Here is a 21,739-nt window from a genome sequence, read left to right as displayed (position 1 = left end):
ATATCTCCTTGGAGGCGGTTGATACCGCTGGCGGGTTCAGATCGAGCCGGCCGGTGCAACTGCGGGGAAGTCCTTGTCGGGATTGAACACGTTGTTGAAGAAGTTCGTCAGCGAGTACATGGCTGCAAGCGCGACGATCTCCATGATATTCGCATCCGTGTAGCCAGCATCGCGGACGGCTTGCAGATCGGCGTCCGTGACATGGCCTCGGCTCTCGATGATCTTGCGTGCAAACTGGACGGCGGCATCCCGCTTCGGGTCGGTGGCGTGACCCTTTCGGGCGAGGATGATGTCGTCGGCCGGCAGCTTGGCCATGCGCTCGGCCGTGAAGCTGTGCACCGTCAGGCAGTAGTTACAGCCGTTCACCTCGGAGACCGCAAGGCCAATGCTGTCGCGCGTCTTGACGTCGAGCGCCTTGCTCAACGAGCCGAGCAGAGCGGCCCATGCATTGAACGCGATTGGGCTTTGCGCGAAGGTCGCCAGCATGTTTGGAGCGAACCCGATGTTCTTGGTGAACATATCGAGGGTTGGTTTCGAAGCAGCCGGAACATGTTCCGGCTTCAGAGCAGCAGCTCTGGCCATGGTATTTCTCCTTTTGATGATTGATTTGAGGGTTGGTTATGCGAAGTGCAGCACGTCGGCGACGGGCAGACGCGGCTTCTGCGGCCAGTTGCCGGGCCGCTCCGGCCCGACGGTCAACAGCATGACCGGGATTTCGTGTTCGGCCAGGCCGAACTCTTTGTGCACGGCTTCTGCATCGAAGCCGATCATCGGCGTCGAACCCAGGCCTAGCGAGCGGGCTGCATAGATGATGGCTGCGGCGCCGAAGGTAGCGGACCGTACAGCCTCGTCGCGCTGGCGCTGCGGATGATTGTCGTAAAGACCGCGGGCGGGCGCCTCCCATTCCGGGACCATTTGTACCGGCATGATTCCCGCTTCCACGACTGGCGCCAGGCGGTCAGGGACGGTGCTGGCATCGGCCAACTGGCCGACCATGATGAAGGTGACGGCTGCTTCGGTGATTGCGGGCTGATTCCAGGCAATTGGAAGCAGCCGTGCCTTTGCTTCGGGTGAGCGCACGGCGATGAAGCGCCAGTTCTGCAGATGGAAGGATGTCGGCGCTGACGTGCCGATCCGCACGAGGTCGCGGATCTGATCGTCGCTGAGGACGGCCGTCGAGTCGTAATACTTCGCAGCACTGCGGCTCAGAATAGTTTCGATCACGGCGTTTGTCGGCAACGGCCGCGCCCGCGAACGGGAGGTTTCCCGATCGGCGGCGACAGCGGTTGTAGTGGTGTTGTTCATTGGGGTGCTCCGTTATCAAGTGATGACGGAGCCCAATTTACCGTCTGGAATGATCGTTTCGAGCCTCTATTTGCTCAATTTGGTGCTCAAAAGGATCATTCTGGCGGCGACCAGACTCATCGCCATTGTGCGCCAGTCGGCGCCATTCGCCTGGTGTCATCCCCATCCTCTCCGCAAATACACGCCGGAAGGCCGAAACCGATTGATACCCGACCGTCTCAGCCACAGCTTCCGTGCTGATCCTTGGCCTCTTGAGCTCGTTGGCCGCCATGCTCATGCGAAGATCGGTCAACAGGTCAAGGGCGGAGCGGCCCAACTTGTCCTGAAATTGGCGCATGAATGTTGCGCGTGACATGCCGCATAGATCGGCGAGGTCGGGAAGCTTCCAGGGTCGCGCCGGATCAGCGAACATCGCCGCAATGGCCGGCGCCAATCTCGGATGGCCAGCAAGGGCCAACAAGCCTTCGGTGGATTTTCCGGATTCGCTCGCGGCGCGGAGAACTAGAGTGAACAAGATCGAAGAAAGCGCGTTCAGAATGGCGCGTCCTCCCGCTCTATCCTCAGCGGACTCCATTCGCATTAAGCTGACCAGTCCGGAAAGTTGACTCGATGCCGACGCGATGTCCTCTTCCCCGTGGTTTTTCAGAGCCCGCACGACCAGATTTGCTGGCAGGTAGTTGCGGACTAATCGATCATGGGGTGGCACGACAAAAAATCGTCCGCACAGCAGATCGAGTTGCTCACCCCGTCCATTGTTCTCGCTCAACATCCATCCTGCGGAGCCCCTGCTTTCGTGCGTGTTGATTGGCGTTTTGCCGCTGCCGTCGTGCAGCATATGCGCCGAACCGTGAGGGAGCAGCACGATATCCCCGCTCCCAAGCTCCTGCACCGTTCTTGAATCCGGGTCCTCGAAAATCGCCCGGCCCTTGACTATGACATGGTAGGGGATCTCGTTCGCCGCCGCCCTAGGCCAGATAACACGCCATGGCGCGCCGTAGGCGCAGCGAACCTCGAGTTGGCCGGTAACGGTGATGATTTGCAGGAGATGACTCAACCAGTCGACTTGAGACATAAGACCTCGAGAACCTGAATTGCCACGCAGCATATCGTATTGCGCCGAGCGCGCTTCTGATTACTACGGCCCGGAGATCAGCTCGTAATTTTCAACGATATGTGTCCCTGATCTCTTGCTGCCTCCCAAGGCGGATCAGCAAAGACATGAGAGGGAGAAAGAAGCCGTGAAATTAAAGTGGTTTCAATTGGCGAGAGGATGGACAGAATACCCCTGGCCATTCGCCGCAAGGACCCGGTCGGCAATCATGGAAAACTCGTTATTTGCCGGTGACGAAACCAAGGCCCTCCATGAACCGGCATCCGCAGCGCTGGAACGTCGTGGCCGCAAAGTGCACGGTTGCCTGCGATCGAGCACAACTGAAGCGTGAGCGGCACCAATCGCTACAGCTGCTCGTCGCCACATTGCCGTGGACGGCGCAACAATTCAGTGCTCTTCGGTCTTGAGCCCGCCGACATGCTTTTGGGTGTAGAGCTCGAGGCCGATGCGGCCGATTAGATCGAGCTGGGTTTCGAGGAAGTCGATGTGATGTTCCTCATCGCTCATCAGCTCCTCGAAGAGGTCGCGCGTGACGTAGTCCTTTACGCTGTGGCAATAGGTCGCCGCTTCCTCATAGAGGGCACGCGCGCTCATCTCCGCGGCGAGATCGCACTCGATAATCTCCTTGACGTTCTGGCCGATGCGCAGGGGATCGAGCACCTGCATGTTTGGGAAACCATCGAAGAAGATGATGCGGTCGGTGAGCTTGTCAGCGTGCTCCATCTCCTCGATGGACTCCTTGCGCCAGACCTTAGCCATCTCTAGGAGACCCCAATTATTCAGGAAGCGGTAGTGCAGCCAGTACTGATTAATTGCCGTGAGCTCGTGACGCAGTGCTTTGTTGAGATACTCGATGACTTTCGGGTCGCCCTGCATGATGAACTCCAAGACTTGAGGCCCGTTCTTGACCCTCGCAAGTCTAGAACGATTCTGACGAAGAACAAGCAGACAGGCGTTCTCTGGGCGTGAAACCGAGAGGCGCCTGTCCAGCAAACCAAGGGAACCTAAGGCTATTTTCGACGCGAGTTTGGGCTCATTCATCCTTGGTCCCACACCGCGTTTCGGGTGTTGTTGAAGGCCCCCTCGATCCCCTTCGCTGAATCCATCTGCGCAAGAAGAGCCGTCATCAGCTGACTATGTGGTTCAGCCAGATCTTCGACGACCTGGCCAGGCGCTGCTGAGCTCAGGATGAGCGCGTTCTCACTCGTTTTAATAAGGGCAATCCAATCGACGACCGCGTCGACAGCTCCGGAGTCATCGATCGCAATCGCGTCAACCTGTCCGGAGAGCAGGATCTCTCTGCCTTCGTTGGTCTGGCTTCCGAACAACGGGGTAGCTCGGGGACGAAGCGCGGCCGTAGCGTCGCAACGTCAGCTAAGCGACTTGCCTTGATCTAAGAACGGGATTGAGGACTGTCGCCGCACAATTCTCCCCGCTATGGAAACCATAAGTACTGGCTATTGGAAACTTTCGAGCCGCGCTGCGACCTTGACAGCCACTCAGTCGAATAACGACCAGGACAACCGTTTCAGCCAACACGAGCAGGAGACCCCTGATGTCCGGATCCAATCCGCTGGCTTCCAAACCCGAAGACATTCTCACGTCGCTGCTCGAGCGTTTCACTCCGACAAGGTCAGCGCGATGATGCCAGTGTATGACCCAAAGCCCGTTCTCATCACGAGTGACGGACGAACTACTGCCACCGAAATCGCCGCCCGACTCGAGTGCGATCTCAAGCACGGTTTGCCGCTCAAGGCCAGCGCGCGTCAAGTGTACGTTGCCGGCGATTTCGCCCTGATCGTGCTGAATCGGTCAATTGATGGCAAAGGTCCAAGTCGCAAATACGTTGGAGGCTCAGCGAGCGGCGTCGTACGCCGCGCGGATCGACGATGGCAGTACCTGATCGACAATAACCAAAGGACGGCTGTGGCAGCTCTCAGCGATGGAGCCACTCGTCAGCTTGGCACCAATATCACCGCCACCTAGTGAAGCAAATCAACCGGTGAACTCGGACCTGCGCCGGAATTCTTTGGAAGACGACCGATTCGCTACTCGATGCAAAACTTGCCACCAGTGATCAGCCAGTCTTACCGGAGCGGAATGCTCCCGTTGGCATTTTTATCAGCGGTAGTTTCCTTGGTGGTCTCATTCGCCGCTGCGGCCGCTCCGATCCCCCTTTACAACACCTACCGAACAGAAGACGGGTTCACTAACGCCGGTATTTCGATGGCCGTCGTCGCGTACGCCGTCGGCACCATAACCGCACTGTTGGTACTTGGACGGCTGTCCAATTATCTGGGCCGCCGGGTCACTGCGATCACTAGCCTCGGTCTTCTCCTGCTGGGATGTCTGCTGTTGCTCAATGTGCACGACATCGACACTCTGCTGGCCGGTCGGCTCCTCGTGGGCCTCGGCACAGGGTTGGCTGGCAGCAGTCTGACCTCCTACATCGTCGATGCGGCGCCCAGCAGACCGGAATGGTTGGCGTCCGTTGTCACCAGCCAAGGACCGATGCTCGGCGTCGCTATCGGCGCCATAGCATCCGGTGCGCTTGTTGAGTTCGGCCCCTGGCCGCGCGAACTCATCTATCTCGTCTGCATTTGCTTCCTATTACTGTCTGTTGCACTCGTCGCAATCAGTCCGGAAACAGCAACTCCAACTCCGGGCGCTTGGCGATCGCTGTTACCCCAGGTCAGCGTACCGGCGCGGGTCAGGCATCTGCTCCCTGTCGCGGCGGCGGTGTTTCTGGCCACTTGGGCCAGCGGGGGCTTCTACCAAGCGTTCATGCCTGCGCTTGTACAAGATGAACTCCACACCCGCAGCCCGTTGATCCTCGGGCTAGTGTTCGCTGCCTATATGACCCCCAGCGTTCTCGGCGCTCCCATTGGTGGCTGGTTCACATCCGCGGTAGCCCAACGCGTCGGTATGATCACCTTCGTGGCCGGAATGATCGGCATCAGCACTGCAATCTTAGCCGGCACACTGGTGTTGTTCATCACCGCGACCATGGTTGCCGGTGCCGGCCAGGGCATCGCCATCAGCGCCGCCACACGCGGCTTGCTGCACGGCAGCACACTCGCCGAACGGGCACCAATCTTCAGCGCAATCTACCTTCTCTGCTACAGCGGCGCCGCCTTCCCGAGCCTCATCTCCGGGCAACTTTCCAACCTGTTCTCGCTTCCGCAGATCACGCTCGGATACGGCGGACTTGCCGCTGTGGCCACCCTATTTACCCTTCTCGGTGCGCGCAATCCGCACACCGACAGAACCGGGAAGAGCACGTCCGACGGCTCGACCGCTAGCGGTTCACCAGTACAGGGAACAGTGTCATGAGAATCGTCCTGTCCTGGGCGCCGCTTTATCCAGATTGAAGCGCAGATTATCGCCGCAACATACCCAGCAATGAGACGAACGACGGAGGAGATCATTCCCATGAAAGCGATCGTTGTGACGGACCAGGCTGCTGGAACGGCCGGGATGAAGCTGGTGGAGCGACCGGAGCCGCAGGCAGCGATAAATGACGTCGTCGTTCAGGTTCATGCGTCTGGATTCACCTCGGGCGAGCTGACGTGGCCTTCGACCTGGACCGATCGCCTCGACCGTGACCGGTCGCCGACGATTCCGGGCCAGGAGCTGGCAGGTATTGTCACCGCTCTCGGCTATGGCACGACCGGACTGTCGGTAGGACAACGGGTGTTCGGTCTCTCGGACTCGTATCGCAGCGGCACCCTGGCCGAGTATGTGGCAGTGGAGGCACGCAATCTCGCTCCGCTGCCAGGCGACGTCGAGTTCTCGGTGGGGGCGGCCGTGGCGATGCCGGGCCTGACTGCTTGGCAGGGACTGTTCGTGCACGGTCGCCTTCAGGCGGGGCAGAGCGTTCTCGTGCACGGCGCGGCCGGCGCGGTCGGCTCGATGGTGACGCAGCTCGCACGAGAGGCCGGTGCCTACGTCATCGGCACGGGACGTGCCGCCGACCGTCAGAAAGCGCTCGACTTCGGCGCGCAGGAGTTCGTCGACCTCGAGAACGGCGATCTCGAAGGCGTCGGCGGAGTCCATCTGGTTTTCGACGTCATCGGGGGCGAGATCGGTAAGCGGTCCGCCGGCCTGGTTCGAACCGGAGGAACGTTGGTAACCATCGCCGGGCCGACCGAAGCGCGGCCTGTCGACGGCTTGGCGATCGACTTTGTTCTGGTGTCCGATCGCGCGCAACTGGGTGAGATCGTCCAGCGGGTACGGGACGGACGACTGCGTACAAACATCGGCAACATCGCGACCCTTGACGAGGCAGTCGCCGCCTTCAATCCGACGCGGCGGATCAGCGGGAAAACGATCATCCGAGTTCGTCCGTGAGGAAGCAGCGAAGGCGAGCGGTTCTCCCCTCACACATGCATTGTCGGCGCTTTCCCCGGGCCGGTGCGTGGGGCAGGCAATGCCCATCCATCCCATCGTCTCTCAGCTGATGTCCAAGGTCGTGCCTGGGTACCCATGCTAGCTCGGCTCGCATCCTGGCGGAGAATTCGCCTTTGCCCCGGCCCGGCGCGGCCCGCTTATCTAGGAGGAAGAAAGTGACTGTTGATCATGCAATCTTTGCGCGCTGGCCGGCGCAGTATCCCGATCGGCTGCAACTCTTTTCCACTTCCACGCCCAACGGAGTGAAGGTCGGCATCATGCTTGAGGAAACGAGCCTTCCTTACGAGCCGCACCGGATCGACATCATGGCAAACGAAACCCACGACCCGGCCTTTCTGGCGCTCAACCCCAACGGAAAGATTCCCGCAATCTACGACCCTGATGGGCCTAGCGGAACACCGCTCGCGCTGTTCGAATCGGGCGCGATCCTCCTCTACCTTGCCGACAAGACCGGGCAATTCATCTCAGCCGATCCAAACGCCCGCTACGAAACGATCCAGTGGGTGATGTGGCAAATGGGCGGAGTCGGGCCGATGTTCGGCCAAGTCGGGTTCTTCAACAAATTCGCCGGTAAGGCCTATGAAGACAAGCGCCCGCGCGACCGCTACGCGACCGAATCAGCGCGGCTGCTCGGTGTCCTGGACCAACGGCTGGCGGGCCGGGACTGGGTGATGGGGGCCGACTACAGCATCGCAGACATTTCGCTGCTCGGCTGGGTGCGCAATTTGATCGGCTTCTACGAAGCACGCGATCTCGTCGGCTTCGACCGCTTTCTTCATGTGCAGGCGTGGCTCACCCGTGGCCTCGCTCGGCCGGCGGTGCAACGCGGGCTGCAAGTGACAGCTGGCTAGAAGCGCTCGCGAAGAACAAGGAGATGGTATCTATGATTGAAATCACTGCCGACATGGAGGCAATCATCAAGCAGGCGATATTGTCGTTTGTGGCGACAGTCAACGAGGATGGAACGCCAAATCTTTCCCCGAAGGCGTCTTTGACGGTAAGAAACGGCGTTCTGTACTTCGCTGACATCGCCTCGCCTCGGACGATATTGAACTTGGAGCGCAATCCCGCTGTCGAAATTAACGTAGTCGACATCTTCCAGAGGCGCGGCTACCGATTCAAGGGCCGTGCGTTGATACTGCCGCCAGAAGATGGCGAGTCCTTGATGATCGCCGACTGGGTTCGGGCGACGAATGGCCTAGAGTATCCTGTCGATCACGTTGTCAAAATCGAAACCACTTCAATCAGCCCGTTGCTATCTCCAGCCCATGTCTTCGCTCGCCCTCCTCGAAGTCAGGATGAAATCAGGAGCACCTACTATCAAAAGTACGGTGTGAAGCCCATCGGGGCATAAGTGCGGGCTCCGCAAAAAAAGACCAATCGGTACCCAGAGGTAGAAAGTCCGCGAACATCCGAACCACTATCTCGATCGCCCGCGGAGCGCAGCCTTATCGATGGCCGCCCCTGGCTGATGTGAGTTCGGGCACGAGGCTGCTCGCTGTCTACTGCCTAGACACCGATGACAAGGCGCTTACCGCGCTCATCAAATGACCCCCTTTGGACTTAAGAGGAGCGAAAGTCTTTCGTCGTAGGGCGGAAGCGGTCCATGCCGTCGAATTTAACCTGCGACGCCTCAATCGCGACGGTGGGAGCTTCCATGGGCGCGTTTACGAAGTTTCTTTCTTTACTTTCTACTGGACGTGCTTGCAGCTCCTCGGTGGCGTTTCGAAACAATATGACTGTCCCGCGACCGTCGAGGAAAAGTAACCTGTGGAGATAGTGATCGGCGGCATAGGCATCATTAGCTCGAAGATCGTTCTATTCCAGGGCATGACATCGTCGCGGCGTCGTGGGCATCCACATCGTCACTGGAGATGGCCAAAGAGCCACGGCGGGCGCACAGGTGGTCATCTGTATGTCGCTGACGTGACAGCTTAGCTGCCGCCTACGGCGAATACTTCGCTCCGACCAGAAAACTGATCATGACTGCCTTGGTCGAGCTCGGCCGCGCTTATCTCATCCCAGTCTTGGCGAGTTTCCTCATGCCGGCCTGGACCCAAGCAAATTGACTCCTCGCGGATCGAGCGCGGAGTCGCGGAACTATTTGAGGAACAAAATCGGCCCCGGGGACCCTAAGCGCCCCTGCCATCCCTTTTACCGAGCACGCAGCGCCATGCTGCGAGGCGCTCGGTCGGATGCTGATTCATCCAGTCGGCAAGCTGCGGTGCGCCCATCAGGCAGGACTGCATCGAGATGTCAGCGAAGTTCGAGGTGGTGACGGTCTGCTCGTGGCAATTTGCGGGAGAAGACAAGCTGCAGAGTACGGCAATGATCGCGATCATGATGCGCCCCCATCGCCGTGATCGATGTCTGCGTCCACGCGCACGTGGCTTGCGCATGCATTGTCCGGCTGGTCGCAGGCGCATTCAGGCGGCGGGAAGACGCTGTCATAAATCGCTCGAGCTTCTCGAACAAGGCGAGCTCGCTCTCGCTCCGACTTTGGTGCAAATCGAATGACATCACCCATGTTTCACTCCTATCATAGTACATTATCGTACTATTTAGCGATTTAGGTTCGTTGACGTCGATTTGGGCACCGGAGCAGTAGCAAACGAGGGGGAAGAACAAGTAACGGATCGGATGTTGTAGGCGTCAGTCGTTTGGCCCGGTCGAGTTAGTACGCTATAGCGCTGCTTCCCACCGTGCGCCCCGAGCGATCCGCGTAGATGTAGAGCGGCCGCGCCGTGCCCTCCACGACCTCGCGGGAAATCACGACTTCTTCCACACCTTCGAGCCCCGGCAGGTCGAACATGGTCTCGAGCAGGATCGCCTCGAGGATCGAGCGCAGGCCGCGCGCGCCGGTCTTGCGCTCGATCGCCTTGCGGGCGACCGCGCCAAGCGCCTCGTCGGCGAAGGTCAGCTCGATGTTCTCCATCTCGAACAGCCGCTGGTACTGTTTCACCAGCGCGTTCTTCGGCTCGGTCAGGATCTTCTTCAGCGAGGTCTCGTCGAGGTCCTCGAGCGTCGCCACGACGGGCAGACGGCCGACGAACTCGGGGATGAGGCCGTACTTCAGGAGGTCCTCAGGCTCGACGTGACGGAAGATCTCGCCGGTGCGGCGGTCCTCCGGTGCGAGCACCTGGGCACCGAAGCCGATCGAGGTCGACCGGCCGCGCGCCGAGATGATCTTCTCGAGGCCGGCGAAGGCGCCGCCGCAGATGAACAGGATGTTGGTCGTGTCCACCTGCAGGAACTCCTGCTGCGGATGCTTGCGGCCGCCCTGCGGCGGGATCGAAGCCACCGTGCCCTCCATGATCTTGAGCAGCGCCTGCTGCACGCCCTCACCCGACACGTCGCGCGTGATCGAGGGGTTGTCGGACTTGCGGCTGATCTTGTCGATTTCGTCGATGTAGACGATGCCGCGCTGGGCGCGCTCGACATTGTAGTCGGCGGCCTGGAGCAGCTTCAGGATGATGTTCTCGACGTCCTCACCGACATAACCGGCTTCGGTCAACGTGGTCGCATCCGCCATCGTGAACGGCACGTCCAGGATGCGGGCGAGCGTCTGCGCGAGCAGCGTCTTGCCCGAGCCGGTCGGACCGATCAGCAGGATGTTCGACTTCGCGAGCTCGACGTCGTTGTGCTTGGTCTGGTGGTTGAGGCGCTTGTAGTGGTTGTGCACCGCGACCGAGAGGACCTTCTTCGCATGGCTCTGGCCGATCACGTAATCGTCCAGCACCTTGCAGATTTCCTTCGGCGTCGGAATGCCGTCGCGCGACTTCACGAGCGAGGACTTGTTCTCCCCGCGGATGATGTCCCTGCAGAGCTCGACGCACTCATCGCAGATAAAGATCGTGGGACCTGCCACCAAATTGTGGAGTGTAGTGTTGGTGATTGAGTGAACTGCCATGGCGGCCTCAAACCAGATCCAGGGGGTTGTCAACGGGAATACGATCATCTGCTGCCCCGCGCCCATTGTCATTGCCAGAGAACAGTGGGGGTCAACCGCCGCATTTCGGCGCCAACAGATCGTTGAAAATATTGATCACGGAATCGAGCGCAGTTAACACCCTCGCGCCGTCGACGCCGCCAGCAGCGGCTTGCCGCAGCATCGCGGACTGATAGAATGAGGCGACGTAGACGCGGCAAGCCTCGTCTTTGTCGGCCGCATTGGCGGGTTTGCTGTGCACCGTCGCCAAGGCCGCGCGAGCGGTGTTAACATCCTTGTTTAAGTTGGACTCTGCGGCAGGCCCGGCATTCGTAGATGCAATGATCAGAGCAGAGGCGACGAGAACAGTGATTCTTCTCATGATCAGGCTCCAGAATGGCAGGTGTTGCGAGGGACTTACATTTCGGCCGGGCGATAACGCATCCATGTCTTTCTTTGATCTCCGTTGCGCCAAGCCTAAGGCGATTGTCACGAGCGGCTCAATTGAGCGCCGGTTGAGCTCGGGCACCCAAAAGGGCGCGGGACGACGATCCGAAGGTTTAATGCACTCGAACAAATCGTAGAGTTCGTCCGCTTCGGCATCCTGCGACTGCTTTCCTTCCGTCGGACGCCCGCAACCATGCGGGATTTGCTTCGCAATCAGGCTCGCACCTTCGCGCGAAACCGATTTTCGGCCCGTGCACGATGAGCGAACGATGAAAGGTTCCATATTTTCGATGAGGCCGGTTGAAAGAAAAACTACATTTCGTCTTGGAGTTGCCAGCCGACCGTCGCTGGAAGGGCTGAGGCACGCCTTCCCGCGGGAGAGGGCGCACTCGTCGATGACGATCGGCTCAATGGAACTTTCGGATCAGATTCGTGACGCGGATTTTCGCCTCTAGCTGGCCCTTAAGCGGCGGCGGCCGTGGCGGGTACGGCGGGCAAATCCCTCATTCTTCCTAAAATGAAGAAGGATCAATCATACGGCTTCCGAGGGTACTCGCGGCCCTCCGGACTACCTACGAGAGCACGGCGCGCCCGACACGCTCTCGGACTTCGCGCACCACTCGGTGATCGTCAGTCCGGCCCACTCATCGCCGACCTTCTCCTTACGCAAAGACGTGTCACCTCCGTGCGCGTTGAGAGCCAGCTCGCGATCACCACCAGCGAAGGAGCCACAGCAAGCGCCGTAGCCGGGCTAGGGTTTGCCGCGTCGGACGAAATCAGCGTGCGGGCAGAGCTGGAGACTGGGCAGCTCGTACGGATGCTGCCTGAATGGGATTTCGGCTCGATCGAACTGAATGCGCTCTTCGTGAGGGGATAAAGACCATAAAGCCTGCCGCAGGGCATTTGCCGATTTCCTCGTCAGGGAGCTCCGCCCACCTCGCTGCGCACTAGCCCGGCTCTCAGAGCCTCCAGAAAGCGTGTCCGTGCGTCCAAACCAATAGACTGGGCCGTTCCAACGTGTGCATGCAAGTGGCATCCACAGTGCCGTCATTTCGGCGCCCCCCGTCACGGCGTCAAGTGCATAGACAGGAGCAAGTTATCGGAGACCCATGGAGCTTCATCAAGTTCGCTATTTCCTCGCGGTCGCATCCACGCTTAACTTCACCCGCGCGGCGGAGCAGTGCAATGTAACACAGCCCGCTTTGACCAAGGGGATCCAGAAGCTGGAGCAGGCACTCGGGGGCCCGTTGATTTATCGTGAGCGCCAGCTGACGCAGCTCACCGACCTCGGGAAGGAGGTTCTTCCGATGCTGGCGCGCACACTGGCCTCGGCAGAAACGGCACGTCGCAGAGCTAAAGAATTTCAACGCAAGGAGGTCGCGCCACTCAAGATAGGCCTCGCCCCCTCTATCTCGGCTTCGCTCATTCTCGATCTGATCACTGAGATTGCAAGGTTCGTCGCGGGACTTAATGTCGAGCTGTGCGAGGGCACGGCGGAGAAGCTCATCGACCTGCTGCTTGAGGGGGAGATCAGTGCCGCAATCGTCGGGGACGTGCAGGACATACCCACCCGCATCGACGACTGGTTGCTCTTCGAAGAGCGCTACGTCGCGGTTCTGGCGCCGACACACCAGCTCGCAAATCGCCCCTCGATCGGAATTGACGACCTCCGCGAGACCGTCTTGCTGGAGCGCGTCGGATGCGACGTCCTCCCAAAGATTCAACGGTTGTATTTCCCCAAGGAACCGCCGCATCTGGGCCACCGCAGCGGTCACGACTTGCACCTCCAGTACCTGGCCGCCGCTGGCTTCGGCGTGGTACTCGCGCCCGAGCACATGCCATGCCTTCCGACGCTCAAGACTATTCCGCTCGAAGGCGACCCGATTTCGCGGGAGGTGCGGCTGCTGGCCGTGCAGGGGCGCCGCTACTCGCCGGCACTGGACGCTTTTATCAAAGTCGCGCGGTTTCGAGACTGGTCGATCGAAGTCCGCCAGAAGGAAATGCCGCATGTAAGGCTCCCAGAGATGGCGAGCGCGCCCGCACCGGCGAGCACGCGGAAGGCGAGCGGCTTACAGCGCATCGATCCCACAGCCAGAGACCTTACGCGGTGCAAACGAGCTAAGACGCTCGCCTGCGTTCGCCCCGACCCGAGGGAGCACTGAGTTGATCGAGCTCGCGTGTCATAACAAGGCGCAATGAGCTCGCCGGCGGCGGCGCCAACGCTCTTGCGGACGAATGATTCTCACGCGGCATCGGATTGCTCGATCGCATCTTCAGTCGGAGCAGCCCTTGAGGACCGTGCGCTCTGCGCTTTGGAGCGGTATTCTGAGGGGTCGCTGCCGTAGTACCGACGAAAACTGCGCGTAAAGCTGCTCCGGCTCTGGTAGCCGACGTTTAGGGCGACCTGGTCGATCGATAGCGCGTTGGCTGAGAGCAGGTCAGCAGCGAGGCGCATCCTAAGACGGCGCAGGAGAGACATGGGCGCCTCACCGAAGGCAGTTGAGAAGCGCGCCATGAAAGCTGAGCGGCTGAGACCGACGGCCTGGGATAGACTTTGTACGGTGTGCGGAAAGGAGGGGCGCGAGGCCATCTCGGCGAAAGCTCGTGCGATCGGCGGGTCGCTTAAGATCGCGAAGCGCTCGACCCACGCTTTCGTCGAGACTAGGCAACGTCGAAGCAGCGCGAGCAACACGAGCTTCAGCAGCGCCGCCGACATTGGCCCCACACCGACGTCCTGGGCCGCGAGCTCGGCTATTGCGCAGGCTATCACTTGGTCGAGTTGGTCATGTACGTCGAACGTCTCAACAATGGGCGTTGCAAGGGATGCGAACAAGTCCAGTGCTGGGCCGTAGGTGGCTCGAAACGTGCCGCACGCAAGCGCCAGTGTCGGCTTGCCATCGCCGACGGTGTGCCGGTACGACGAGCCGGGCACGAAGCGGCCGTCGTCGCCCTTGCCTACCTTCCGCAGTAGGGTCGGGCGCTCCGTGGCGACAATTGTCATTGCTCGTCCAGGCGGGACTATCACCAGTGTATGCGGCGTCAGGCGGATGGGCGTTTCACCCTCCAGGAGAATGAACCCGACGCCTCGAAGACAGTAGTGGATGGTGGTGGCATCCGCGCAGGCGACGGCAAGGTGAGCCCCCGTCGCAAGCACGCATTGCGATAGTCTGACGAAGGTGACGTCCAATGTGGTCATCAACTTGTCGAGGTCTTGTCGCGATATACGCCAGAATGGCTCACCTGCCACGTCCAAAACGCCTCTATGTTACTCAGGTTCATGAGATCAGCGCGGGCGGCGAGAGGACGCATCTCGCAAGCAGCCAATCTCGCACCGAGCGAAGGGTCCTTCCGCGCCTTAACCTGATCTGGGATTTTGATTGGTTCGGTCTTCGTTGCCTCCGACTAAACACGCAGGACAAGTAGCCACTTGCGGCTGCCCCAGTAGTGGTGACAGCCGAATTAGATATATTCAGCTGTAACATGAATGAGCCCGCTGAGCGTCTCAACGACTTGGGAACATTATGAATTCGCGTGAACGCACGCCGACGCGCGTCAGGAAGCCCCGAGCCGCCATCGCAACAGCTGGCTTCGTCACGGACCGATCGTACGCACGGGTGTCGGACCCGCAGGTCGTGATGTGACCGCGGACTGCTCGACCCCCCTAGCAACTCGTATGCGACGAATCGTAAGGCGGTCAGGATGGGCACGTTCCAGATCAAAAGCCGCGCGCAGGTAAGTATTACCGCGGTTCAAGCCGCGCACTTGTCGCGATCTCGTCGTTTCGGTCGAGATCGTCACGCCGAAGTCAATCCGGGCCGATTTGGTGCTTCCCTACCTGTTTCCCTGCGAAGCGCTGGAGCCGGATCCAGGCTCGAAGCTGGAAGGAGTGCTCGCGCATGACGTTTCGAAGCAACCCAACGGGAAAGAGTGATCGCGAATTGCCCTTTTTGTGTCGTCCTACGCCACGCCCACAGACCTCTTGGATGATATCTCACGCCTATCGAATGCATGTCCAAAAGGAATTTCTCATTTTGTCCCCTGTATCCGATCTTTCGGTGTGGCGGGCGGTCGAGCGCACGCGGCCGTCCCGTTAAGGACTGAAACTATCGCGCGATTCGCCGTGACGCGCGCGGCCAGCGAAGGATGCGCGATGAAAGTACCAATGTAAGCCCGGCTGTAGCCGCGCGGATCTGGTCTGCTCGGCGCCACCCGCCTCGACTCGGAGACGATCTCAACGATTTCGCGCAGCCGCGCCACCTCTGATCCCGATAAAAAAAGGATGTTCGTAATGAACAGCGCAGGAACACTTCGTGCGATTGTCGCGGCGCTCTTGTTTGCGGGAGCCGCCGCCAATCCAGGCCACGCGCAGGACGCCGCGCACGGAAAGACAATCTTCCAAGCTTGCGCAACGTGCCACGCTACGGATCAGGCCAATCGTGTGGGGCCTGGCCTGGGAGGAATCGTCGGCAGAAAGGCGGGTACGGCTCCCGGGTTCCCCTACAGTGACGCGATGAAGAAGTCCGATATTGTGTGGGATACGAAGATCCTCGATGCGTATTTGGAATCGCCCCAGAAGGTAGTTCCCGGAAACAAGATGCCCTACGCAGGGCTGAAGAACCCGACGGACCGGGCTGACCTCGATGCCTATCTTGCGACGTTGAAGTAGCGGATCGTTGGGCGAGACCTTGGCAGGGCACGGCCCAGTTGAACGTCTAAGCATCTTTTTACTGCCGCCTCGTCTGCGCAGGCATCCGAATTGCCTGATCACGTGTCTGATGAGCGAACGTGGAAAGAAAAATCCGGAACAAGCGGCCTGAGCCGCGCAGCCGCCGACATGATCTGGGCGGACTGACAGTAGCCGCACTGCGCCACCTCCAGCTCCGGCCATGCCTTCTGTAAGGCTGCACCCTGCGGCGCCTCGCTGATCGCCTCGATCGTGGTGACCGCGCTATCGCCAACGCTGTCGACCAGTGTTTGGCAGGAGCGGACCGGCTGGCCGTCGACATGCACGGTGCAGGCGCCGCACAGCGCCTGGCCGCAGCCGAATTTGGTGCCGGTCATACAGAGCACATCGCGGAGCACCCACAGCAGCGGGGTGGCTAGGGCTGATAAGACGCAGGCGGTCGACCCGGACCGCGCCGGCCGAATGCATGCATCAAGGGGCACGGGTCCCTACGGACGAACGCGGATGATAGTCTTCCCCTTGCGTCGCTCGGTCCGGTTGAAAGAAGCGACGGCATCGTCGAGGGTCGCGATGTTGCCAACGTTCGTCCGCAGTCGCCCGTCCCGTACCCGCTGGACGATCTCACGCAGTTGGGCACGATCGGACTCGACGACGAAATCGACTGCCAAGCCGTTGGCGGGCCGTTCCTCGCTTGGCCCGACGATTGAAACAAGGGTTCCTCCGGCTCGAACCAGCCGCACCGACCGCTTTCCGATGTCGCCGCCGAAGACATCGAAAACCAAATCGATTTGGCCGACGTCTTCCAAAACATCGTTCTCGAGGTCGACGAACTCCTGAGCGCCGAAGTCGAGCGCCTTCTGACGGTCGGCAGCGCGTCCGGTGCCGATGACATAGGCGCCGGCCTCTCGCGCGAGCTGGGTCACCATCGAACCGACTACGCCAGCCGCACCGTGCGCCAGGACGCTCTGCCCCGCCTGAAGGCGGCCGTGCTCGAACAGTCCCTGCCAAGCAGTCAGGCCCGGCATCGGCAGGCTCGCGCCCACGGTGAAATCGACGTCGCCCGGGAGCGCCGCGAGGTTGCGCGCCTCGACCGCGACATACTCAGCCAGTGTTCCGTCGCGATACCAGTCCGTGAGGCCGAAAACCCGCTGTCCCACCGACAGCCCTGTCGTGCCATAGCCGAGCGCGGTGACCACTCCGGCCAACTCGTGCCCAGGGATCGACGGTGTTCGGTCATGATCGAAGCGATCGGCCCAGGTCGGTGGCCACGTCAGCTCATCCCACGTGAAACCCGACGCACGAACCTGAACGACGACGTCGTTTATCGCTGCCTGTGGCTCGGGCTGCTCCACCAGCTTCATACCGGCCGTTCCCGCAGCCCGGTCCGTCACAATGATCGCCTTCATGGGAATTCTCTCCTCGGTAATTTGCCTCTTCGGCGGCGGCCGTTCTGGCTTCATCTCGGCGTAACCGCAACTCACTCCGCCGCGGCGGCCATCGCGTGCGTCGGCTTGCCCTCATCCGCTCCTTCCGCGAGGTTGCGCACGACCATGTAGAAGATCGGCGTGAAGATTAGGCCGAACAGCGTAACTCCGAGCATACCGAAGAAAACGGCGACGCCGACGGCCTGGCGCATCTCCGATCCGGGTCCGGTGGAGACGACGAGCGGCAGCACGCCGAGGATGAAAGCGAACGAGGTCATCAGGATCGGCCGCAGTCGCAACCGGCAAGCCTCGATCACCGCTTCCAGGCGCGGTTTACCCTCAAGCTCGATGTCCCGCGCGAACTCGACGATCAGGATCGCGTTTTTGGCCGCAAGTCCTACCAGCACCACGAAGCCGATCTGGGTCAGGATGTTAATGTCCTCGCCCATGATGCGCACGCCGATGGTGGCCGCGAAGAGGCACATCGGCACGATCAGGATCACCGCGAGTGGTAGCGTCCAACTGCCGTACTGCGCCGCCAGCACCAGATAGACGAACAGCACACAGATCGGGAACACATAGAGCCCGGCATTGCCACCCGTCACCTGTTGATAGGACAGATCGGTCCATTCGAAAGAAAAACCGCTCGGTAATGTTTTGTCGGCCAATAGCTTGATGGTGTTGAGCGCGGTCTTCGAGCTCACGCCTGGCGCCGGCTCGCCCTGCAGCTCGGATGCTGAGTAGAGATTGTAGCGCGCGACACGATCGGGCCCGGAGATATCCTTGAAGTCCACTACGCTCCCCAGCATAACCATGTCACCGGCCGCGTTGCGGGTACGCAGCCGCGCCAAATCAGAGGCCTCTCTTCGGAATGGAAGATCGGCCTGCGCGGTGACATGATAGGTCCGCCCAAACAGATTGAAATCGTTGACATAGGTCGAACCGAAGTAGGTTTGGATCGTGTCGTTAATGCTGGCGATGGGAACACCGAGCTTCTGCGCCCTCACGCGATCGATGTCGACGAATAGCTGCGGCGTATTCGCCGTGAACGGTGAGAACACCGACGTTAGGTTTGGCGACTTCCGCGCGGCGGCCACGAGCTCGTCCGTGGCAGCTCCGAGCAGCTCGGGACCGCGCCCCTGTCGATCCTGGATGCGGATGGCGAAGCCGCCGCCGGTGCCGATGCCTGGCACCGCAGGCGGTGGGATGACGATGATGAAGGCGCCCTGGATCGCCGACAGCCGCTTTCGCAGATCCGCAGTGATCACGCTGGCAGTCAGGCCCTTCCTAACTCGCGCCTCGGGGTCGTCGAAGACGGGGAACAGTGCCGCGGCGTTGCCCGCCTGCGTGCGGGTCGCGCCGGAGAAGCCAGCAAACGCCGCGACACGGATGATCCCTGGCGTATCCAGCGCAATTCGCTCGATTTCCCGCACCACCGCGGTGGTCCGCACCAGCGACGCGGCGCCCGGCAATTGCACCGAGATGATCAGATAACCACGATCCTGCGCCGGGATGAAGCCCTGAGAAGTGGTGGCGAGCAGCCAGCCAGCACCGCCGATCAGCGCGAGGTAGATCGCCAGCATCACCACCGTGTGTCGGATCACGAAGGCGGTGGCGGCCGCGTAGCCATGCGCTAGGCGCTCGAAGATGCAATTGAAAAGCGCGGTGAAGCCGTCCCAACCCCGTGCAACGATGTTCCAGCGCGCCATTGGACGTTTCTGCTCATGCGGAGTAAGAATTCGGGAGGCCAGTGCTGGCGACAGCGTTAGCGAACAGAAGCAAGAGATCGCGGTCGCGACCGCGATTGTGACGGCGAATTGCTGGAAGAATCGCCCGGAAATGCCGCCGAGGAACGCGGTCGGCACGAACACCGCGCAGAGCACGAGGGCGATCGAGACCAGCGCGCCGCCGACCTCCTCCATCGTCTTGAGAGCCGCCTCGCGCCGGCTCATACCTGCCTGGAGATGTCGCTCGACATTCTCCACAACCACGATGGCGTCGTCTACCACGATGCCGACCGCAAGTACGAGGCCGAATAGCGTAAGGTTATTGATGCCGAAGCCGAGCACCGCCATCGCTGCAAATGTGCCGACCAGCGACACCGGGATCGCAACAATTGGGATGATCGCAGGCCGCCAACCTTGAAGGAACGCCAGCACCACGATGACCACGAGCGCCATCGCCTCGTAAATCGTCTTGATCAGCTCATGAACCGATTGGGCGATGAATTCGGTCGGATTGTAGCCGATATTGTAGTCGAGCCCCTTTGGGAAGCTCGTCTTGAGCTGCACCATCGTGTCGGAGATATGTTTCGCGGTGGCGAGCGCGTTCGATCCGGGCCGCTGCGTCACCACCATCGCAACGGCTGACTTTCGTAGTATGAAGCTGTTGGTAGTGTAGGCCAGCGCGCCAAGCTCGATCCGCGCAACGTCGCGCAGCCGTACGGTACGGCCGTCGGAACCAGCCTTCACCACGATGTCCTCGAATTGCCTGATATCCTTGAGGCGCCCAGTGAAGACCAGGTTCGGCTGGAATGCGCGATCCGCAATCGGTGGCTCTGCGATCTGGCCGCCCGCGATCTGCAGGTTTTGGGCCCGGACCGCGGCAATGACGTCGCTTGAGGTCATACCGAGATTGGCGATCCGGTCAGGATCGAGCCACAACCGCATCGAATAGTCGCGCGCGCCAAACATCTGGATGTCGCCAATGCCATCGAGCCGCAGAAGCTGGTCGCGCACCTGCAACAGCGTATAATTCGATATGTAGAGCTGGTCGAAGCTATCGTCGGGCGACAGCATGAACACGACCATCAGGATGTCGGGTGAGTTCTTACGGGTGACTACTCCGTTGCGCTGCACCTCCTCCGGCAGCCGCGGCTGCGCGATCGCGACGCGGTTCTGCACCAGCACTTGGGCCTTGTCGAGATCGGTGCCAAGCTTGAAAGTCACGGTTATCGTGAGCTGGCCGTTGGAGGTCGCCTGGCTGTACAAGTACAGCATGTCCTCGACCCCATTGATCTCCTGCTCGATGGGAGCTGCGACCGTATCGGACACAGTCTGTGCCGAGGCGCCGGGGTATTGCGTGGTGACCGTAACCGTAGGCGGCACTACCTGCGGATATTCAGAGACGGGCAGCGTCTGGTACGCGATCGCGCCCACAATCAAGAGCACGATCGACAGCACCATCGCCAGGATGGGCTGATTGACGGAAAGACGTCCGAGATTCATGACTTACTGCCGCTGATCTCGACGCTGCGCGGGCTCACCTTAGCGCCAACGCGTGCTCGCTGGAGGCCGTCGATGATGACACGATCCTCCGGCTTCAGGCCTGTGCGAACAACGCGCAGTCCCTGATCCAACGGACCGAGTTCAACCGCACGCGCTTCCACAGTGTTGTCATCCTTGACCACGAACACGATCTTGCGCGACTGATCGGTCGCGATCGCTACATCTGGCAAAAGAAGCGCCTCATAGGGCGAGGAGCCAATTAGCCGCACGCGGCCGAATTGGCCGGGCAGGATGGATAGATCGTGGTTCGGGATGATCGCGCGGCTGCGAAGCGTGCCGGTGGAGACGTCGAGCCGGTTGTCGATGAAATCCATATGGCCGTCGTGCGATGGTTTGGTCTCGCCGGTCAGCGCCACCTGCACTGGATTAGGCGTATCGCGTGAGCTCGGCCGCTTACCCTCGAACCACAGTTTGTTGTTCTTAAGATAGGTCGCCTCGTCAACGTCGAAATATACGTACATTGGGTCCATTGAAACAATCGTGGTAAGTAGCGTCGAGCCGCCGTTGTCGCTCCCCTGCACGAGGTTGCCGACGCTCACAAAATGGCGGCTGACGCGGCCGGTTATCGGTGCCACCACATGCGTGAATTCGACATTAAGCTGGGCGGCCTTTAGCGCGCCTTCGGCAATAGTCTCAGCGGCGTGAGCGGCCTCCAATGCCGCGCGACGCTGGTCGACGACTTGCTCGGAGACAGCACTGGTCTTTACGAGGATGAGCCCGCGCTCAAGCTCGCGCTTGGCCAGCTCTGTCTTGGCTCGCGCATCGGCGAGCTGACCGTCCGCTTGGGTCGCCACCGCCTCGAACGGGCGAGGGTCGATGATGTAGAGCAGATCGCCGGCGTGCACCATGTCGCCGTCTTTGAACTCGACACTGGTGACAAAGCCACCGACGCGGGCACGGACTTGCACCTCCTGGATCGCTTCGAACCTGCCGGTGAACTCGTCCCAGTCGGTGACGGTGCGTTTGACCGGTTGCGCCACCGTAACGGACGGCGGAGGCGCGACCACCTGCGATTGCGCCTTCTCGTTGCAGCCCGCGAGCGTAAGCGCAAGTAGCATGCAGATCGATGCGCCAACGCATCTGCGAAAGCGACGAAACGGACGTCCGATGAACTGGATCGCCACAGCCATTCTTTCAGCTGCG

General features: G+C 60.6%; 20 protein-coding genes and 1 pseudogene. 7 read left to right on the top strand and 14 right to left on the bottom strand.

Features of this window, described 5'->3' with window-relative positions; genetic code table 11:
* Positions 1-36: 36 nt before the first annotated feature.
* From ACNJX8_RS06975 to ACNJX8_RS06955, 5 genes are all read right to left on the bottom strand, one after another.
* The gene (locus ACNJX8_RS06975) at positions 37-582 is read right to left on the bottom strand and encodes a carboxymuconolactone decarboxylase family protein (protein WP_439360030.1); all 546 of its coding nucleotides are present in this window, start codon (positions 580-582) and stop codon (positions 37-39) included.
* A gap of 36 nt (positions 583-618) precedes the next feature.
* A complete protein-coding gene (locus tag ACNJX8_RS06970; RefSeq protein ID WP_439360029.1) occupies positions 619-1,305 on the bottom strand; it encodes a nitroreductase family protein in 687 nt (228 codons plus the stop codon).
* A gap of 37 nt (positions 1,306-1,342) precedes the next feature.
* Positions 1,343-2,377 carry an AraC family transcriptional regulator gene (locus tag ACNJX8_RS06965; protein WP_439360028.1) on the bottom strand — a complete coding sequence of 345 codons (1,035 nt, stop codon included), beginning with the start codon at positions 2,375-2,377 and terminating at the stop codon, positions 1,343-1,345.
* Between the two features lie 426 nt (positions 2,378-2,803).
* Positions 2,804-3,292, bottom strand: a complete 489-nt coding sequence (gene bfr, locus ACNJX8_RS06960; RefSeq protein WP_439360027.1) for a bacterioferritin — start codon at positions 3,290-3,292, stop codon at positions 2,804-2,806.
* A 161-nt stretch (positions 3,293-3,453) separates the two neighbouring features.
* On the bottom strand, positions 3,454-3,744 hold the full coding sequence (locus ACNJX8_RS06955; protein WP_439360026.1) for a hypothetical protein: 291 nt from the start codon (positions 3,742-3,744) through the stop codon (positions 3,454-3,456).
* A gap of 160 nt (positions 3,745-3,904) precedes the next feature.
* Here ACNJX8_RS06955 and ACNJX8_RS06950 point away from each other — a divergent pair, with 160 nt between their 5' ends.
* The 5 genes from ACNJX8_RS06950 to ACNJX8_RS06930 all read left to right on the top strand — a co-directional run bounded on the left by ACNJX8_RS06950 (position 3,905) and on the right by ACNJX8_RS06930 (position 8,180).
* Entirely contained in the window at positions 3,905-4,402 is a 498-nt protein-coding gene (locus ACNJX8_RS06950) for a hypothetical protein (RefSeq protein WP_439360025.1), read from the top strand.
* Between the two features lie 114 nt (positions 4,403-4,516).
* Positions 4,517-5,749: an MFS transporter gene (locus tag ACNJX8_RS06945; RefSeq protein WP_439360024.1), complete on the top strand. Its 1,233-nt coding sequence runs from the start codon at positions 4,517-4,519 to the stop codon at positions 5,747-5,749.
* 99 nt (positions 5,750-5,848) lie between these two features.
* The gene (locus ACNJX8_RS06940; RefSeq protein ID WP_271587719.1) at positions 5,849-6,766 is read left to right on the top strand and encodes an NADP-dependent oxidoreductase; all 918 of its coding nucleotides are present in this window, start codon (positions 5,849-5,851) and stop codon (positions 6,764-6,766) included.
* A 215-nt stretch (positions 6,767-6,981) separates the two neighbouring features.
* Positions 6,982-7,677, top strand: a complete 696-nt coding sequence (locus tag ACNJX8_RS06935) for a glutathione S-transferase N-terminal domain-containing protein (protein WP_439360023.1) — start codon at positions 6,982-6,984, stop codon at positions 7,675-7,677.
* Positions 7,678-7,709: 32 nt separating this feature from the next.
* Positions 7,710-8,180, top strand: a complete 471-nt coding sequence (locus tag ACNJX8_RS06930; RefSeq protein WP_122401530.1) for a pyridoxamine 5'-phosphate oxidase family protein — start codon at positions 7,710-7,712, stop codon at positions 8,178-8,180.
* Positions 8,181-8,958: 778 nt separating this feature from the next.
* Here ACNJX8_RS06930 and ACNJX8_RS06925 read toward each other — a convergent pair.
* The 4 genes from ACNJX8_RS06925 to ACNJX8_RS06910 form a co-directional block, all read right to left on the bottom strand.
* Positions 8,959-9,168, bottom strand: coding sequence for a hypothetical protein (locus tag ACNJX8_RS06925; RefSeq protein ID WP_271587717.1), 210 nt, complete (start codon positions 9,166-9,168; stop codon positions 8,959-8,961).
* Positions 9,165-9,353 (bottom strand): hypothetical protein, encoded by a 189-nt coding sequence (locus ACNJX8_RS06920; RefSeq protein WP_439360022.1) that lies wholly within the window; start codon positions 9,351-9,353, stop codon positions 9,165-9,167. Before ACNJX8_RS06920 ends, ACNJX8_RS06925 begins: the two co-directional genes overlap by 4 nt.
* A gap of 147 nt (positions 9,354-9,500) precedes the next feature.
* On the bottom strand, positions 9,501-10,736 hold the full coding sequence (gene clpX, locus ACNJX8_RS06915; protein WP_439360021.1) for an ATP-dependent Clp protease ATP-binding subunit ClpX: 1,236 nt from the start codon (positions 10,734-10,736) through the stop codon (positions 9,501-9,503).
* A 91-nt stretch (positions 10,737-10,827) separates the two neighbouring features.
* Complete coding sequence (locus ACNJX8_RS06910) at positions 10,828-11,484, bottom strand: hypothetical protein (RefSeq protein WP_439360020.1); 657 nt, start codon at positions 11,482-11,484, stop codon at positions 10,828-10,830.
* A gap of 826 nt (positions 11,485-12,310) precedes the next feature.
* Here ACNJX8_RS06910 and ACNJX8_RS06905 point away from each other — a divergent pair.
* Positions 12,311-13,363 carry a LysR family transcriptional regulator gene (locus ACNJX8_RS06905; protein WP_439360019.1) on the top strand — a complete coding sequence of 351 codons (1,053 nt, stop codon included), beginning with the start codon at positions 12,311-12,313 and terminating at the stop codon, positions 13,361-13,363.
* 80 nt (positions 13,364-13,443) lie between these two features.
* Here the strand turns inward: ACNJX8_RS06905 and ACNJX8_RS06900 are convergent, their stop codons facing one another.
* Positions 13,444-14,397, bottom strand: coding sequence for an AraC family transcriptional regulator (locus ACNJX8_RS06900; protein WP_439360018.1), 954 nt, complete (start codon positions 14,395-14,397; stop codon positions 13,444-13,446).
* Between the two features lie 1,092 nt (positions 14,398-15,489).
* On the opposite strand from ACNJX8_RS06900, the gene ACNJX8_RS06895 reads away from it, so the two are divergent.
* Positions 15,490-15,867, top strand: a complete 378-nt coding sequence (locus tag ACNJX8_RS06895) for a c-type cytochrome (RefSeq protein WP_271587711.1) — start codon at positions 15,490-15,492, stop codon at positions 15,865-15,867.
* A gap of 149 nt (positions 15,868-16,016) precedes the next feature.
* Here the strand turns inward: ACNJX8_RS06895 and ACNJX8_RS06890 are convergent.
* The 4 genes and pseudogenes from ACNJX8_RS06890 to ACNJX8_RS06875 all read right to left on the bottom strand — a co-directional run.
* Positions 16,017-16,349: pseudogene (locus ACNJX8_RS06890) on the bottom strand ((2Fe-2S)-binding protein); the annotation flags it as partial.
* A gap of 24 nt (positions 16,350-16,373) precedes the next feature.
* A complete protein-coding gene (locus tag ACNJX8_RS06885; RefSeq protein WP_439360017.1) occupies positions 16,374-17,291 on the bottom strand; it encodes an NADP-dependent oxidoreductase in 918 nt (305 codons plus the stop codon).
* Positions 17,292-17,362: 71 nt separating this feature from the next.
* Positions 17,363-20,536 (bottom strand): efflux RND transporter permease subunit, encoded by a 3,174-nt coding sequence (locus ACNJX8_RS06880; RefSeq protein WP_439360016.1) that lies wholly within the window; start codon positions 20,534-20,536, stop codon positions 17,363-17,365.
* Positions 20,533-21,654 carry an efflux RND transporter periplasmic adaptor subunit gene (locus tag ACNJX8_RS06875; RefSeq protein ID WP_439361824.1) on the bottom strand — a complete coding sequence of 374 codons (1,122 nt, stop codon included), beginning with the start codon at positions 21,652-21,654 and terminating at the stop codon, positions 20,533-20,535. Before ACNJX8_RS06875 ends, ACNJX8_RS06880 begins: the two co-directional genes overlap by 4 nt.
* Positions 21,655-21,739: the final 85 nt, after the last annotated feature.

Origin of the sequence: Bradyrhizobium sp. SPXBL-04, assembly GCF_051853035.1 — a bacterium.
In the GTDB taxonomy this organism is placed as follows: Bacteria; Pseudomonadota; Alphaproteobacteria; order Rhizobiales; family Xanthobacteraceae; genus Bradyrhizobium; species Bradyrhizobium zhanjiangense.
Note: the sequence above shows the minus strand (reverse complement) of the source record. Positions and strands in the feature narration are given on the sequence as shown.

Excerpts from the sequence above, each read along its gene's own strand:
- ACNJX8_RS06975 (WP_439360030.1), bottom strand. The coding sequence starts at position 582 with ATGGCCAGAGCTGCTGCTCTGAAGCCGGAACATGTTCCGGCTGCTTCG.
- ACNJX8_RS06970 (WP_439360029.1), bottom strand. The coding sequence starts at position 1,305 with ATGAACAACACCACTACAACCGCTGTCGCCGCCGATCGGGAAACCTCC.
- ACNJX8_RS06965 (WP_439360028.1), bottom strand. The coding sequence starts at position 2,377 with ATGTCTCAAGTCGACTGGTTGAGTCATCTCCTGCAAATCATCACCGTT.
- bfr (WP_439360027.1), bottom strand. The coding sequence starts at position 3,292 with ATGCAGGGCGACCCGAAAGTCATCGAGTATCTCAACAAAGCACTGCGT.
- ACNJX8_RS06945 (WP_439360024.1), top strand. The coding sequence starts at position 4,517 with ATGCTCCCGTTGGCATTTTTATCAGCGGTAGTTTCCTTGGTGGTCTCA.
- ACNJX8_RS06940 (WP_271587719.1), top strand. The coding sequence starts at position 5,849 with ATGAAAGCGATCGTTGTGACGGACCAGGCTGCTGGAACGGCCGGGATG.
- ACNJX8_RS06930 (WP_122401530.1), top strand. The coding sequence starts at position 7,710 with ATGATTGAAATCACTGCCGACATGGAGGCAATCATCAAGCAGGCGATA.
- ACNJX8_RS06925 (WP_271587717.1), bottom strand. The coding sequence starts at position 9,168 with ATGATCGCGATCATTGCCGTACTCTGCAGCTTGTCTTCTCCCGCAAAT.
- ACNJX8_RS06920 (WP_439360022.1), bottom strand. The coding sequence starts at position 9,353 with ATGGGTGATGTCATTCGATTTGCACCAAAGTCGGAGCGAGAGCGAGCT.
- clpX (WP_439360021.1), bottom strand. The coding sequence starts at position 10,736 with ATGGCAGTTCACTCAATCACCAACACTACACTCCACAATTTGGTGGCA.
- ACNJX8_RS06910 (WP_439360020.1), bottom strand. The coding sequence starts at position 11,484 with ATGGAACCTTTCATCGTTCGCTCATCGTGCACGGGCCGAAAATCGGTT.
- ACNJX8_RS06905 (WP_439360019.1), top strand. The coding sequence starts at position 12,311 with ATGGAGCTTCATCAAGTTCGCTATTTCCTCGCGGTCGCATCCACGCTT.
- ACNJX8_RS06900 (WP_439360018.1), bottom strand. The coding sequence starts at position 14,397 with ATGACCACATTGGACGTCACCTTCGTCAGACTATCGCAATGCGTGCTT.
- ACNJX8_RS06895 (WP_271587711.1), top strand. The coding sequence starts at position 15,490 with ATGAACAGCGCAGGAACACTTCGTGCGATTGTCGCGGCGCTCTTGTTT.
- ACNJX8_RS06885 (WP_439360017.1), bottom strand. The coding sequence starts at position 17,291 with ATGAAGGCGATCATTGTGACGGACCGGGCTGCGGGAACGGCCGGTATG.
- ACNJX8_RS06880 (WP_439360016.1), bottom strand. The coding sequence starts at position 20,536 with ATGAATCTCGGACGTCTTTCCGTCAATCAGCCCATCCTGGCGATGGTG.
- ACNJX8_RS06875 (WP_439361824.1), bottom strand. The coding sequence starts at position 21,654 with ATGCTACTTGCGCTTACGCTCGCGGGCTGCAACGAGAAGGCGCAATCG.